The sequence below is a fragment of the Maricaulis sp. CAU 1757 genome (assembly GCF_054482675.1).
Window position 1 is genome coordinate 350,452 of record NZ_JBTLRI010000002.1, and the last position, 14,251, is coordinate 364,702.

General features: G+C 65.7%; 15 protein-coding genes and 1 tRNA gene. 11 read left to right on the top strand and 5 right to left on the bottom strand.

The features are described from left to right. Positions 1-26 precede the first annotated feature (26 nt). Positions 27-2,402 carry a hypothetical protein gene (locus ACXYMR_RS07935; RefSeq protein WP_458942316.1) on the top strand — a complete coding sequence of 792 codons (2,376 nt, stop codon included), beginning with the start codon at positions 27-29 and terminating at the stop codon, positions 2,400-2,402. 80 nt (positions 2,403-2,482) lie between these two features. On the opposite strand, the gene ACXYMR_RS07940 is transcribed toward ACXYMR_RS07935, so the two are convergent. Both ACXYMR_RS07940 and ACXYMR_RS07945 read right to left on the bottom strand, forming a co-directional pair. Continuing rightward, positions 2,483-2,917 carry a ferritin-like domain-containing protein gene (locus ACXYMR_RS07940; protein WP_458942317.1) on the bottom strand — a complete coding sequence of 145 codons (435 nt, stop codon included), beginning with the start codon at positions 2,915-2,917 and terminating at the stop codon, positions 2,483-2,485. Between the two features lie 137 nt (positions 2,918-3,054). Beyond that, a complete protein-coding gene (locus tag ACXYMR_RS07945) occupies positions 3,055-3,546 on the bottom strand; it encodes an outer membrane protein assembly factor BamE (RefSeq protein ID WP_458942318.1) in 492 nt (163 codons plus the stop codon). Between the two features lie 110 nt (positions 3,547-3,656). Here ACXYMR_RS07945 and ACXYMR_RS07950 point away from each other — a divergent pair, with 110 nt between their 5' ends. From ACXYMR_RS07950 to ACXYMR_RS07980, 7 genes are all read left to right on the top strand, one after another. Beyond that, a complete protein-coding gene (locus ACXYMR_RS07950) occupies positions 3,657-4,193 on the top strand; it encodes a ubiquinol-cytochrome C chaperone family protein (RefSeq protein ID WP_458942319.1) in 537 nt (178 codons plus the stop codon). A gap of 96 nt (positions 4,194-4,289) precedes the next feature. Next, positions 4,290-5,351, top strand: a complete 1,062-nt coding sequence (gene plsX / locus ACXYMR_RS07955) for a phosphate acyltransferase PlsX (RefSeq protein ID WP_458942320.1) — start codon at positions 4,290-4,292, stop codon at positions 5,349-5,351. After that, a complete protein-coding gene (locus ACXYMR_RS07960; protein ID WP_458942321.1) occupies positions 5,351-6,328 on the top strand; it encodes a beta-ketoacyl-ACP synthase III in 978 nt (325 codons plus the stop codon). Before plsX ends, ACXYMR_RS07960 begins: the two co-directional genes overlap by 1 nt. Positions 6,329-6,430: 102 nt before the next feature. Further along, positions 6,431-6,736, top strand: a complete 306-nt coding sequence (locus ACXYMR_RS07965) for an integration host factor subunit alpha (protein ID WP_458942322.1) — start codon at positions 6,431-6,433, stop codon at positions 6,734-6,736. 37 nt (positions 6,737-6,773) lie between these two features. Next, a complete protein-coding gene (locus tag ACXYMR_RS07970) occupies positions 6,774-7,220 on the top strand; it encodes a MerR family transcriptional regulator (protein WP_458942323.1) in 447 nt (148 codons plus the stop codon). Between the two features lie 112 nt (positions 7,221-7,332). Beyond that, positions 7,333-7,410: transfer RNA gene (locus ACXYMR_RS07975), tRNA-Pro, on the top strand. Between the two features lie 126 nt (positions 7,411-7,536). Next, positions 7,537-8,019: a nuclear transport factor 2 family protein gene (locus ACXYMR_RS07980; RefSeq protein WP_458942324.1), complete on the top strand. Its 483-nt coding sequence runs from the start codon at positions 7,537-7,539 to the stop codon at positions 8,017-8,019. A gap of 16 nt (positions 8,020-8,035) precedes the next feature. Here the strand turns inward: ACXYMR_RS07980 and ACXYMR_RS07985 are convergent, their stop codons facing one another. Continuing rightward, a complete protein-coding gene (locus tag ACXYMR_RS07985) occupies positions 8,036-9,355 on the bottom strand; it encodes an NAD(P)/FAD-dependent oxidoreductase (protein WP_458942325.1) in 1,320 nt (439 codons plus the stop codon). Positions 9,356-9,505: 150 nt separating this feature from the next. Here ACXYMR_RS07985 and ACXYMR_RS07990 point away from each other — a divergent pair, with 150 nt between their 5' ends. Continuing rightward, entirely contained in the window at positions 9,506-10,531 is a 1,026-nt protein-coding gene (locus tag ACXYMR_RS07990; RefSeq protein ID WP_458942326.1) for a COX15/CtaA family protein, read from the top strand. Positions 10,532-10,537: 6 nt separating this feature from the next. On the opposite strand, the gene ACXYMR_RS07995 is transcribed toward ACXYMR_RS07990, so the two are convergent. Continuing rightward, positions 10,538-11,647: a hypothetical protein gene (locus ACXYMR_RS07995; protein WP_458942327.1), complete on the bottom strand. Its 1,110-nt coding sequence runs from the start codon at positions 11,645-11,647 to the stop codon at positions 10,538-10,540. Further along, entirely contained in the window at positions 11,548-12,966 is a 1,419-nt protein-coding gene (locus ACXYMR_RS08000) for an alkaline phosphatase PhoX (RefSeq protein ID WP_458942328.1), read from the bottom strand. The genes ACXYMR_RS07995 and ACXYMR_RS08000 overlap by 100 nt, the downstream gene beginning before the upstream one ends. Before the next feature lie 246 nt (positions 12,967-13,212). Between ACXYMR_RS08000 and rplM the strand changes: the two genes are divergently transcribed. Both rplM and rpsI read left to right on the top strand, forming a co-directional pair. Then, entirely contained in the window at positions 13,213-13,677 is a 465-nt protein-coding gene (gene rplM / locus ACXYMR_RS08005; RefSeq protein WP_458942329.1) for a 50S ribosomal protein L13, read from the top strand. A 1-nt stretch (position 13,678) separates the two neighbouring features. Beyond that, positions 13,679-14,176, top strand: coding sequence for a 30S ribosomal protein S9 (gene rpsI / locus ACXYMR_RS08010; RefSeq protein WP_458942330.1), 498 nt, complete (start codon positions 13,679-13,681; stop codon positions 14,174-14,176). Positions 14,177-14,251 lie beyond the last annotated feature (75 nt).

The following is a 14,251-nucleotide window of genomic DNA, read 5'->3' on the forward strand; positions in this document are numbered from 1 at the left end:
TAGACCGTAGCTGGAGGGGTTGCGCCATGCGGCTGATATCATTCCTTTTTCACGGGCACTCAGCATTTCGTACCCGGGTGTCGCGGCATGGGGGGGCCGGCCTGGCCCTGCTTCTCCTGTTGGCGGGGCTGGTCTGGCCCGCCAGCGCCCTGGCCCAGAGGGTGGCGACGATCTCGCCGGACGGGGTCATCCGCGTCCTGGAGAATGTTGACTGTGGCGGATCGGATTGCCGCTGGATCGAGATCGACCGAAATCCGGGTTCGGTCCAGCTGGCCGGGACCGCCACCGGCCTGTTCCAGATGCGCCGGGACGGTTCGATCTGGGAATGGGGCGGGGCGCCCTGCGAGGCGGGGCGGTGCACGTCCTGGACCCGCCTGGATGGCAATCCCCAGACCCGGGCCATTGTCGGCAATGACCGCGACCTCTTCCAGCGCCACGCCGGCGGCGCCATCTATCGCTGGACCGGCGGGGCCTGCGGGCCGCAAGGCTGCCGGTCCTGGGAGCGGCTCGACGCCAATCCAGCGACCCGGCAGATCGTGGCCGCTGGCAGCCAGCTCTTCCAGCGACACGAGACCGGCGCGATCTATCGCTGGACAGGCGAGCCGTGCGCCGGCGCGCAATGCCGGTCCTGGGAACGGCTCGATGCCAATCCGCAGACCGTGGAGATCGAGGCGGCCGGTGCTGCCGGTCTCTACCAGCGACACCGTGGCGGTGCCATCTATCGCTGGGACGGGCGACCCTGCAACGCTTCGGCCTGTCCGCACTGGACGCGCATTGATGGCAATCCTCGCAGTGTCGAACTGACGGCGGTCGCCGGCGATCTGTACCAGCGCCATGAAGGCGGTGCGATCTGGCGCTGGCTCGGGCGTCCCTGCGATGGCGGTAGTTGTCCGCACTGGGAGCGCCTCGATGCCAATCCGGGAACCCGCCAGCTGGTGGCAGGTGTGCGACCGGTGGCGGACGAGTTTTCCACGACCCCGACCGCCGGACCCTTGCCGGTCTTCCAGATGCGCGCTGACGGCCGGGTCTGGCGCTGGAGCGGCGGCTCTTGCCCGCGTTCGCCGTGCAGCAACTGGCAGAGCCTCGGAGGGCAAGCGTTCAGCAGCTTCAATCCAGACCGCAGCCGGATCTACGTGTTTCCCGGCCGCATGACCCTGCCCAGCGCCCGCTCGGCCACGACACTGACGGCAGAGGATTTCGGCTTCGATCGCTTGCAGGTCGCGCGCGTCGGGGACCGGCGGGTGGACATAAACATTCTGCTGCTGATGACCGATTACAACGACACCTTCTTCGATGACGACCAGACCGAGGCGTTCTACCGGGAGAAGTATTTCGGCGCCCGCCAGAGCCTCCAGGCCTATTTCCAGGACAATGCGCCGGACCTGGACATCCGGGTGAACCTGGTCGAGCTGGTGCGATACTCCGATCCCCGCTCCAACGCCTGCGCCCATCGCTGGACCGGCGCCACGGCGCGCAACGGTCTAACCGAGAGCATGTGCCCTGGCGGCCATGACGGCGCAGCCTTCACCATGGGCACAGTCGAACAGCTGGAACAGCTTCCGCCCGCGCTGGTGACACGGCTGTCGCGCTATGACCGCAATGGGGACGGCATACTGACCAATGATGAGCTCTTCGTGATCAACCTGCAGGCCGGACCGCCACCGATCGAAGGTTATCCCTATGGTGACAATGGGGGTCTGCGACGCAGCTTGCCGCGGTGCGCGGAGCTGCAGGGGATGGAGCTGGAGATATGCGGGGGCTACCTGCCGCTGGGCGATGAGGCCAATCTGCTGACGACCGCCCACGAAGTCGCCCACATCCTGGGCGGAGGCGACATCTACGGGGCCAGCTTCAACAATAACTTTGGCTATTCGCTGCACGGCTCCACGATTGCCAACAGCGAGATCTATTTCCACATGGACCCGTGGCACAAGATGGTGATGGGGTTTGCCCGTCCGCGTGTCATCGCCCTGCCGGAGCGGCAGGCGCCGCAGAATCTGCGCCTGACCATGCCGTCAAACACGCGCGATTACGAAGCCGTGCTGATGTACGACCCGGACCGCGGCCGCAATGCGTTCTTCATGCTGGAATACCGGGTGCGACAGGGCAGCAGTTTCGACCGGGATGTGGGATCCACCGGCCTGGTGATCTGGTATGTGCAGGTCGGCGCGGATGGCAACCCGGTCAATCTGCAGGCCATCAATCCGGCTTTCCCGGAAGGCGCCGCCGTGGCGATCATCGGGGCGCCGAACCAGACCATCACCCAGGGCCGGGCCTGGACCGCGGCGGACGGCGAGATCGCCCTGAACTGGCCGGGCGGCGGGGATAGCGGTTTGCGTCTGCGCGTCCAGCCTGGAGCGCCCAGCAGTCCCTTTCTGACGGTGAACTGGTGGACCGAATAGACGGTCCGGCCCTCCGGCCGGACAGGCAACGGGCCCCGGCGTGATGCCGGGGCCCGCTTCAATCTTCCGATAAATCCGGATCAGTGCTGTTGCAGCATGTCGGCGAGATGTTCGCCGGAATAGGCACTCGACTTGGCGCGCTCGAGCAGCTGGCGGGTCTGCGGCTCAAGGCCGTCGGTCTCAAGCTGGCTCTCGATGCGGTCCTGCAGGTAGTCCTCACCGTCATCGATGGCGTTCAGCGCGGCCTCGCGATTGTCGCGGAACGAGCCGGACAGGTCCATGAGCGTGCGGTGGGCCTTTCCGAGCATGCCGCCTTCGGTTTCCGGCTCGCCACCAAGCTGTCGGACCTGGGCCTGCATTTCATTGATCAGCTGGACGCGCTCCTGGGCGCGACGCTCGAGGGTCGAACGCAGGGCGTTGTCGTCACACATCTCGCACGCCTTCTCGTAGCCCTTGCGGCTGTCGATCAGGGTTTTGAGCGTGTCGTTGAGAGCGTCGACATTCTGGTTGGACATGTGAAGTACTCCTTCGTCGTGGGGGAATACAAGCAACGCCGATGCGAGCCGGGTGTTCCCGGCCAGGAGACAACCCAAACGAAAAAGCCCCGGCTCGGGGGCCGGGGCTGGTAATCTGCCGTGAAGTCGGGACCGGGCTACTGGCGACGCGGTCCGCCGGCACCGCCAGGCAGGTTCTGCTCACCGCCGAACTGCTCGGTCGGCAGGCGGCCGACATTGCCGAGCAGCTGTTCCAGCAGGCTCAGTTCGCGGCCCCGCGTCGGGGTCTCGCGCGCGGCGTAGGACACGACGCGGCCGTCATCCAGATCGTACTCCGCGACTTCCGAGACGATGCCCGCATCGTCGAAGCGGATGGCAATGATGCGGCGGTCGCGGGTGACCGGGCGCAGATAGGCCAGGCTCTCGCGGGTGGCGGAGATGTAGTACCAGGTATTGTCGTCGAACGTGCCGTGCAGCGACGGGTTGCCGAGACGGTCGCGCACGCTGGCGACCGTGTCCTCGTCCGGCACGATGTTCGGCTCTTCCTGGGTGGAATGGCGATAGCCGTGTGTTCTCAGGGTCGGGTTGCAGGCACTGGCTCCCAGAGCGCAGGCGACAACCAGGACAGTCATGCTTACACGGCGTTTCATGTTGAACTCCAAAACCGGTCAGGCGGACCCAGGTCGCGCCTGTGGCCATGCCTTGACCTAAACAAGCACGAGCCTAGCTTCAAGCGGCAATTGAAGGGAGCCCCCAACGCATGTGGCGCAAGCTGTTCACCTCCGAGCCTGAAAAGCGCGTGGCGCGCGGTCTGCACGATGCCGTCGTGGCGGCGGCCCGCCAGCCCAGACTGTACAGTGAGCATGGCGTGGCCGACACGGTGGAGGGCCGGTTCGAGCTGGTCATCCTGCACGCTGCACTGGTGACACTGGTGCTGCGTGAAGCGAAGGACGATGCCGTAGCCGGCAAGGTCAGCCAGCACCTGTTCGACATCATGTTCGACGATTTCGACGCCGCCATGCGCGAGCTCGGGGTGGGGGATTCGGGCGTCGGCAAGAAAATCCGCTTCATGGCGGAAGGCTTCTATGGCCGCGCGCAGACGCTCGGCGTCGCCTTGGCTGAGGACGAGGACGCGACGCTGAACGAAGCCATCGCGCGCAACCTCCTGTCCAGCGACAGCGATGACGCGCGGGTCGCCGGGCTGGCCGATTACGTGCGGCGGTCGCATGCGCTGCTGGTCGCCCAGGGCGGGCGGACACTGGCCCGCGGGGCGTCGCCACACTTTGCCGAGCCGTGAGTGCCGCCGAGCTGTCTTGCATAAGCGAGATCATCGTCTAAGTTCCCTCGGCTTCCGGCGCCACGCGCCTTTGCCAGGGACACGTAATCACTGCTCATGACTGGTAAGCCCACGATCTCTGTCGACGCCATGGGTGGCGATCTCGGCCCCCAAGCGGTGGTCGAAGGTATCGGACACGCTCTCAAGCGCTGGCCCGAGCGCTCTGCCCACTACCTGCTGCACGGCGATGAAAACAAGCTGCGGCCCTTGCTCGAAGCTCATCCCGAGGTCGCGGCGGTGTCGGAGATCCGGCATACCGAAACCCTGGTGCAGATGACCGACAAGCCGAGCGAAGCGGTACGCCGGGCGCGCGGTTCGTCGATGTGGAACGCGGTGCAGTCGGTCAAGAGCGGCGAGGCGGGGGCGATCGTCTCGTCGGGCAATACCGGCGCCCTGATGGCCATATCCAAGGTCATCCTGCGCATGAAAAAGGGCGTGCATCGCCCGGCCATCTCGGCCAATTGGCCGACCCCGAAAGGCCATACCGTGGTGCTCGATGTGGGTGCGAACGTACAGTGCGGTGCGACCCAGCTGGTCGAATTCGCCATCATGGGCGAGGCCTATCACCGCGCGGTTTTTGGTGGCCAGCAGCCCAGCGTGGGCCTGCTCAATGTCGGGCAGGAAGAACTCAAGGGCAATGACACTGTGCGCGAGGCCGACGGGCTGATCCGCACGTCCGGTCTGGACATAGCCTATCGGGGTTTCATAGAGGGCAATGACATTTCTGCCGGCGGCATCGACGTCGTGGTGACGGACGGCTTTACCGGCAATATCGCGCTGAAGACAGCCGAGGGTACGGCCCGTCTTGTGGCGGGCTGGGTGCGCGAGGCCCTGACCAGTTCCTGGATCGCCAAGCTGGCGGCCGGCCTGCTGTCACTGGGCGCGCTCGACCAGCTGCGCCAGCGCATGGATCCCCGCTATATCAATGGCGGCGTGCTGCTCGGCCTCAAGGGCATTGTGGTCAAAAGCCATGGCGGGGCCGATGGCGAAGGCTTCGCCTCGGCACTGGGCCTGGCCTATGTCATGGCCCGCAGTGACTTCATGGCCGAGATCCGCAAGAATCTCGACAAGTTCGCGCAATTCGAGGAGCAGGCCGCGCTAGAGACGGCCGAGGCCTGATGACAGATCGCATTTCCCGTATTACCGGTATCGGCTCTTACCTGCCCGAGCGGATTCTGAGCAATGACGAGCTGGCCAGCATGGTCGACACGTCCGACACCTGGATCCGCGAACGCACGGGCATCCGCCAGCGCCACATTGCCGGGGAGGGCGTCACCACGTCCGATCTCGGAGAGCAGGCGGCCCGGCGCGCGCTCGATGATGCCGGTCTCGAGGGCAGTGATGTCGACCTGATCGTGGTGGCCACCACCACGCCCGATTTCACCTTTCCGTCTGTTGCCACCATGCTGCAATCGCGCCTTGGCGCGACGCGGGGTGCGGCGATGGACGTGCAGGCGGTGTGTTCCGGCTTCGTCTATGGCCTGTCCGTGGCCGACAACATGCTGGCGCGTGGCCAGGCGGAGACCGCGCTGGTCATCGGCGCCGAGACCATGTCGCGAATCCTCGACTGGACCGACCGCTCGACCTGCGTGCTGTTCGGAGACGGGGCCGGCGCCATGGTGCTGACCGCCCAGGAGCGCACCGGGGCCGAGAATGAACGCGGCATCCTGGGCACCTATCTGCGCTCTGACGGACGCTTCAAGGACCTGCTCCATGTCGATGGCGGGCCGTCTGCGACCGGCACGGTCGGGCATCTGCGGATGATCGGCAACCAGGTGTTCCGCCATGCCGTGACCAATATCGCGGAGTCGATGACGACGATTGCCGGGCGCAGCGGTATCGAGATCGCCGATGTCGACTGGTTCGTGCCGCACCAGGCCAATCAGCGCATCCTGGAAGGCGTGGCCCGCAAGCTGTCCATACCGACCCACAAGGTGATCTCCACCGTCGCGGACCATGGCAATACCTCGGCGGCGTCGGTGCCGCTGGCCTTCGACCGGGCCCGTCAGGACGGGCGGATCAAGGAGGGTGACCTGGTGCTGATGGAAGCCTTGGGCGGCGGATTTACCTGGGGCGCCGCGCTGGCGCGCCTCTGATTTTCAGGGCTTTGTCGTTTTTATCGCCTCGAACCAAGGTCTTGGCGTTGACCTGACGGGGCAGGGAAGCGTAGCTTGTTTGATGTCCAATTGGGGAAAGCAATGTCCGACAAGACCTTGACGCGTGCAGATCTGGCCGAGGCCGTCTACCAGGAAGTCGGTTTGTCCAGACAGGAATCGTCCGATCTCGTCCAGTCCGTGCTGGGCATGATCTCCGATACCCTGGCCAACGGCCAGTCCGTGAAACTTTCGTCGTTTGGCTCATTCCTCCTGCGCGACAAGCGCGGGCGTGTCGGGCGCAATCCGAAGACCGGCGTGGAAGTCCCGATCGAGGAACGCCGGGTTCTGGTGTTCAAACCATCCCAAGTGCTCAAGGAGCGCGTCGACTCGGCCCTGTCCAAAGACTAGGACGTCCAAGGGCCTCGGCCTGGCGCGATAGCAAAGCATGTCGCTCACCAAGAAATCGCCAGATGCCTTTCGCACGATCAGCGAAGCCGCCGAGGAAATCGGCGTGCCGGCGCACGTGCTCCGGTTCTGGGAAAGCAAGTTTCCGCAGATCTCCCCCCTGAAGCGCGCCGGCGGCCGGCGCTTTTACCGGCCGCAGGATCTGCAGCTGGTGCGCGGGATCAAGCGGCTGCTCTATGAAGACGGCTTCACCATCAAGGGCGCCCGTAAGTTCATCAAGGACAACGGGGTGGCCGCGGTGCTGGAGCTCGGCCATGTCGATCCCGGGCCGTCCGCCATCGATGCCGCCGACCGCGAGCAGCCCAGCGCGCCCAAGCCGGCCGCGCCGCGTCCCAGCGATGGCTCGCAGCGCCAGCTGTCGGATATCATCAGCGATCTGGAAGGGGCCCGGGCCAAGCTCAAGGCCGCCCTCGACCCGCAAGTCTGAACCGCTTCGGCAGGCACCGCTTTTGCCGCTGACAGGCCGGTTGCGGAGTGTCCGACCTCACCCTATAACCGCCTTCCCCACTGGACGGGGTGACCTGTCCTAAATCGAGTGTCGGAGCGTGGCGCAGCCCGGTTAGCGCACCGGTCTGGGGGACCGGGGGTCGCGAGTTCGAATCTCGCCGCTCCGACCATTTTTCCAATGCATTCCTGAAAAAATTGGCATCATGTCCGCCCCGGGTGGGCGGGCCCGGATCGCGATTGTGCGTGACATTCCCGGCACCGCGTGACTAGGGTTTCCCCGCACAAGGGGGACTGTCATGAGAATATTGATGATTGCTGCGCTCGGCTTGGCCGGCTGTTCCGGCCTGGAACCGGCGCAGGACGAAAGCGCTGCTGCCAGTACAGGTCCGCGCGAGGTTGCCGAGAGCATGTATGCGGCCTTTGCCACAGGTGATGTGGACCGTTTCGTATCCCTGATGCACCCGGACATCGTGTGGAACGAGGCCGAGAATTACCCCTATGCGGACCGAAATCCCTATATCGGGCCGGACGCGGTGATGGAGGGCGTGATGGGCCGGACCGCCGAAGCCTGGGAGGGTTTTGCCGCCACGCCTTCGGAGATGATCGTGGAGGGTGATCGCGTGGCCGTTCTCGGCCGCTATACGGGGACCTACAGGGCCACCGGCGAGGCGATCAATGCCCAGTTCGTGCATGTCATGACCATCGAGGACGGCCAGGCGGTGAGCTTCCAGCAGTTTACCGACACCTGGCAGGTTCGTGAGGCCATGCAAGCGGACTAGCGCCGGCCCTCGACGCTCAGTCGGCCATTTCCCGCTGCGCCGTCAGGGCCGCTTTCATGGTGTCCTTGATCGGCACCGAGGTGTCGGCGAGGGCTTCCGGATCCGGCCGGGCGCCCTGGGCGATCATCATCTTGGCGGCCATGAAGCCGTGCCCGTCGCACACCGCGTCGGCGGCAATCAGGACACCGTCCTTCAGGTGGAAGAGGGTGAAGTGGTCGGCCGCCATGTCGCCGCGCACGATGGTGGTGTCCTCGTCACCGATCAGGCCGGCGGTCTGGAGCTTGAGGTCGAACTGGTCGGACCAGAACCAGGGCACTTCCGGCTTGGGCGGCGGCGCGCCGCAGATCGCGGCGGCGGCGTGCTTGCCCTGTTCGATGGCGTTGGGCACGGATTCCAGGCGCTGGCGGCGCCGGCTCAGCCAGTTGCGCTGCTCGACACAGTCGCCGATGGCCCAGATGGCCGGGTCCGAGGTGCGGCACTCCGCGTCGACGGTGATTCCATTCTGGACTTCCAGCCCGGCTTCCGCCGCAAGTTCCTGGTTGGGCAGGATACCGATACCGACCAGAACGCTGTCGCAGTCGATGTGACGGCCGTCGGCGAGATGGACACAGCCCACACGCTTGCCGCCGCGCCAGCGGCTGCCGCGACGGGCGGTGAGGCGGGTGACCTGGGCGCCCAGCTCGACGGTGACGCCGCGGCGGCGGTGGGCGTTGAGGTAGAATTCGGAGAGTTGTGGCACGGCGACCCGGGCCAGAAGGCGGTCCATGGCCTCCAGGACAATGGGTTCGGCGCCAAGCTTTTTGGCCACCGCTGCCGCTTCCAGTCCGATATAGCCCCCGCCGATGATGGCGATCTTCTTGCCCGGCTGGAAATCGGCTTTCAGCAGATCGACATCATCGATGGTGCGCAGATAGCGCACGCCGGGCAGGTCGGCGCCCTTGACGGGCAGGGGACGCACCCGCGACCCGGTGGCCAGGACGAGATGGGTGTAGTCGTGGGTCTCGCCATCATGGCAACGGATCTGCTTGGCCGCGCGATCGATGCGGGTCACCGTGGTCGACAGGCGCAAATCGACGCGCTGCTCGACCCAGGTCTCGCGCGATTGCAGCCACAACCGGTCATCCTCGATGTCGCCGGACAGATAGGCCTTGGACAGCGGCGGACGCTGATAGGGCGGATGGGGCTCGCTGCCGATCATCATGATGCGACCTTCAAAACCGAAGCGACGCAGCGAGGCGGCGCACTGGGCCCCGGCCTGGCCGGCACCGAGGATGATGACGCGGTCGTCCTTGCCCGTCGCCGCCGAACCCGAAGAGGTCTTGCCCTGAACCGTCAATGCCCCGATCTCCCTCATCGCTGGATTGCGACATGATGGCGCGTCTCGGCCTGTGGTGCGAGCCCCTTCTTGCGGTTCGTCGGCCGGGCCTGCCGCGGCGGTCTTGCCTCGCGCTGTGGCTGCGGTAGGTAGCAGGTCACAGGAGTTGTCATGGCTTATCATTCCTCGATCACCTCTCGCAGCGTGTCCAACTGGCTGTTTGTCGTCGCCGCCTTCGTGGTCGCAATGATCCTGGTCGGCGGGGCCACGCGCTTGACCGATAGTGGCCTGTCGATCACCGAATGGGCGCCGATCTCGGGTGCCTTGCCGCCGCTCAGCCAGGACGCCTGGCAGGAGCAGTTCGACGCCTACCGGCAGACCACCGAGTACCAGGTCCAGAACCGCGGCATGACGCTGGAGGAATTCGAGTTCATCTTCTGGTGGGAATGGGGGCACCGCCAGCTGGGCCGGGTCATCGGGCTGGTCTTCTTCGTACCGCTCGTCGTGTTCTGGTGGCAGGGCAAGCTGTCGAGCCGGCTCAAGCCGCGCCTGCTGGGCCTGCTCGTCCTCGGCGGGGCGCAGGGCGCGATCGGCTGGTGGATGGTGTCGAGCGGGTTGGTCGACCGCACCGATGTCAGCCAGTACAGGCTGGCCACGCACCTGGGCATGGCTTTCATCATTCTCGCTACGGCGATCTGGCTGGCCCTCGAGGCGCGCTTCGGGCCGCCGCCGCTCAGGCGCGGACGGCTGGCCGGAGTGACTTTCGGCCTGCTGGTCCTGATCTTCATTCAGATCCTGCTCGGCGCCTTCGTGGCCGGGCTGGATGCCGGGCGCATCTACAATACGTGGCCGGGCATGCACGGGTCTCTGGTGCCGGAGGACTACCTGGCCGGAATGCCGTTCTTCACGGCCATGTTCGAGAGCCATGCCGCGGTTCAGGCCCACCACCGCTGGACCGGCTATGTCGTGGCGCTGGCGGTGTTCGCCTATGCGGCGCTGGTGTGGCGCGAGCCGCGAGTATCGCTGAAACCCTTCATGGTGATCCTGCCGGCCCTGGTAATCGCTCAGATCGCACTCGGCATCGCCGCGCTGCTGGCCGTGGTGCCGCTGCATCTCTCCCTGGCCCACCAGGCCGGAGCGGTTGTGTTGTACACGGCGACGGTCGCGGCGGCCTGGACAGCCCGCCGCGCCGTCTGATCACCGTTACTCGCTGTCGATCGACGTGCTGGTGGTCGGCGCCAGCATGGCCCGGGTGAACGCGTCGCGGGAGACCACCTTGATGCGCTGGTCTTCCGCATCGAACACGGCGAGGAGACCGCCGGAATAGGCGGTAAACCCGTAATCTGCGCCGGTGGAGGCAATGGCGGCCGGCTGGCCGACGCCGCGCGTCGACAGGCCATCGATGATATCAATCGTGTCGCGCGGTTCCAGGTCGCGGGCGGTGAAGGCCTGGACCAGTGGGTCATTGCCATTGGTCGCCAGCACAAGACGCGTGCCGCCATACTCGTCGACGGTCAGGCCGGAAGCGGCAAAGCTCGCTTCGGCCAGGACAGCCCCGTCGCTGCTGAGACGGGTCAGGCCACCGCCAGGGCTGGTGGTGTAGATGTCATCGTCAAAGCTGGCGCACTGCCGGGCCGGTGCGGGTAGCGGGAAATCGCGCAAATGCTCGACCGAGAGCACGTCCTCGCCGCTGTCGCGAACGCGCCAGATCTCGGCCCGTGCGCCGGTGCCGAGGATGACCAGTTCGACGAAGCCGGTACCTTCGCGAAGCAGGCAGAGGCCGGCCAGGCCGTCGACCGGCTCGAGCGTTTGCAGCGGGATTTCCACGACCTGGTCCTGCGAGCGCACCACGCCATAGCCGACCAGGCGGCCGCTGTCCGGGGCAGCGCCGAAGATCAGCGGCAGGTTCTCGCCGCGCAGCTGGAAGGCCGGTGCGGTTGCGAGACCTGACAGGCGTTCGCCCGCCTGGCGGGTTTTCAGGGCGCCGTCGAGATCGAACAGATCGAGCCCGCCTTGGCGGGTGGCAGAGACGACGTAGCCGAGAGACGGGGCGTTCGGGTCGGGCAGGAAGGCAAGGGCGGAAGCCCCGCCCTCGACGCCGGTGAAGGCAGCCGTGACCAGGACTTCACGCGCGTCCGGAGCGGCGCTTTCGGTCGGCGCCTCTTCGGTTTCGCTGGTGTTGCCGCAGGCGGCCAGCGCCAGCAGGGAGGCGCCTAGCGCAAGCGAGACTCCCAGGGACCGCGCACCGCGAAAGTGCGTCCGGGATAGCGCTGCACGTTGAAGAACAGGGTCGAACCGTCGGGACTGAAACATGGGCCGGTAATCTCGCTCTTTTCACCATCAGGGCCGGAAACGGCATTTCGGCCAATCGTATAGACCTCACCCTCCGGCGTCACGCCGCGGATGAACTGCTCGGCATCGCCGTCCTCGACGACGATCAGGTCACCCCACGGGGCGACACACAGATTGTCGCACCTCTCCAGGATGCGCGCATCGGCCGATTGCACAAACAGCTGGATGCGACCGGGCTGGTCGGCTTCGCCGGGCTGGCCTTCCAGCGGCGAGGGCTGGTAGCGGAAGATCTGGCCGAGATGGCCGGGTCCGCCATCGGTGCAGGTGAAATAGCATTCATTCTCGCCCCACCACAGGCCTTCCCCTCGGACGAAGCGCGCCGCGCCCGCAGCCAGGCCGCGCAGGGCCAGGTCGGCGTCGGGGGCCTCGACATCGTCCATGTCGATCCATTCAACCTCCAGCCAGTCGCCGGTGCGCAGCAGGTCGCGGCTCTCCGCCCAATTTCGCATGTCCATGCCCGGTCGGCCCTTGATGGCGAGCGCCTGCAGCCGGCCGCCGCGGGCCAGTTCACCCGGCACGTCGGGCAGGAAGCGGTAGAACAGGGCGGCCTCATAGCGGTCTTCGGTCTGGTAGACGGCGCCGGTGGCCGGATCGACCGCGACCGCCTCGTGGCGGAAGCGCCCCATCGCCTTGAGCGGCACGGGGGCGACCAGGCCGGTGGCGTCGGCGGGAACCTCGAAGCAATAGCCATGCTCGACACCGGCATGTTCGCCGACCGACAGCTCGCCTTCCTCGCAGGTGATCCAGCTGCCCCACGGCGTGACCCCACCGGCGCAGTTGAGCAGGGTTCCGGTCAGGGAGAGGTACTGCTCCTCGACTTCAAGCGTGTCCGGGTCGAGCACGAGATGAGTGGTGCCGCCGAGATGCGGCATGCCGTTCTCCATGAAGTCGTGCACCTTGTCACGATCGATCAGGTCGAGGCCGGACTGGTCGGCGCCGAACGGCGACTGGTCGGGCTGGTCGGGGCGCAGTTCGTGATTGCGCACCAGCACGATCTTGCCGTCCTCGCGGGCAAAGCAACCCATGCCGTCAAACCGGCCCGGGACGATCAGCCCGTCGTTCATGGCGTCGCCGGTTTCCGACAACACCTGGTATTGAAAGCCCTGCGGCAGGTCGAACAATCCGGCGGCGTCCGGCTGCAACCGGCCATAGCCCTCGACCTCGCTGAGATAGACTTGCGAGGTCTCGCTCCCGGACTGCGCCCGCAGGGCGGGCAGGCCGGCGAAGGCGAGTGAGGTGGCGGTGGCGTTGCGCAGAAAGTGACGACGGCTCAGGGACATGACGGCTCCGGATAGACAGTGCGGGGGCTTGCTTGCCCTCTTGATATAGGGCGCTGGTTACACCAGTCAGGAGGCGCTTTCATGACGCAATGACAGTCCTGCGGTATTATATAACCGCATCCATAGGTGTATAAAATTACAGCAGGATTGGCGACGTCGCTTGACCGGACCGAAAACAGCCTCTAAACGGCGCGCTTGAAATCAACCCGAACCACCCCGAGCCATTGGCCCCGAGGCAGGATTATTATGAAGACCTTTTCCGTTAAGCCGGCGGATGTCGAAAAGAAGTGGGTCGTGATCGACGCGGAAGGCGCCATTGTTGGCCGTCTCGCTGCGTATGTCGCGACGCTTCTTCGCGGCAAGCACCGTCCCGACTACACCCCGCATGTCGACATGGGCGACAATGTCATTGTCATCAACGCTGAGAAGGTCGTGTTCACCGGCCGCAAGCGTGAAGACAAGCGCTATTACCACCACACCGGTCACCCGGGTGGCATCAAGGAAACCAGCCCTGCGAAACTGCTCGATGGCCGGTTCCCGGAGCGCGTTGTCGAGAAGGCCGTGCTGCGCATGCTGCCCAAAGACAGCCCGCTGGCCCGTCAGCAGTTCTCGAACCTGCGCGTCTATGCCGGTCCCGATCACAAGCACGAGGCCCAGCAGCCCGAAGTGATCGATTTCAAGTCCATGAACTCCAAGAATACGCGAGGCTGATATGTCTGACGAAGCCCGCTCGCTCGAAGACCTGAAAGACGTGATGAAGGAAGCCGACACGGCTGCCGTCGCCACCGAAGAGTCTGCCCCGGCCGAGCCCAAGATCGATGAGCATGGTCGCTCCTATGCCACCGGCAAGCGCAAGAACGCGGTCGCCCGCGTCTGGATCAAGCGGGGCAATGGCAAGATCACCATCAACGGCAAGGACCAAGAGCAGTACTTTGCCCGCCCGGTCCTGCGCATGCTGCTCCAGCAGCCGCTGGAAGCTGCCGAGCGCGTTAACGAGTTTGACGTCGTCGCGACCGTCGTCGGCGGTGGCCTGTCCGGCCAGGCCGGCGCCGTGCGTCACGGTATCTCCAAGGCCCTCCAGCTGTTCGAACCGGGCCTGCGCCCGGTCCTGAAGGCCGGCGGTTTCCTGACCCGCGACAGCCGCGTCGTCGAGCGCAAGAAGTACGGCCGCGCGAAAGCCCGCCGGAGCTTCCAGTTCTCGAAGCGCTAAGCTTTCAGGACAGAACGCTTACGAAGAGGGCGGTGCCACATGGCGCCGCCCTTTTTCTGTGCCGGTTTTTCTCTT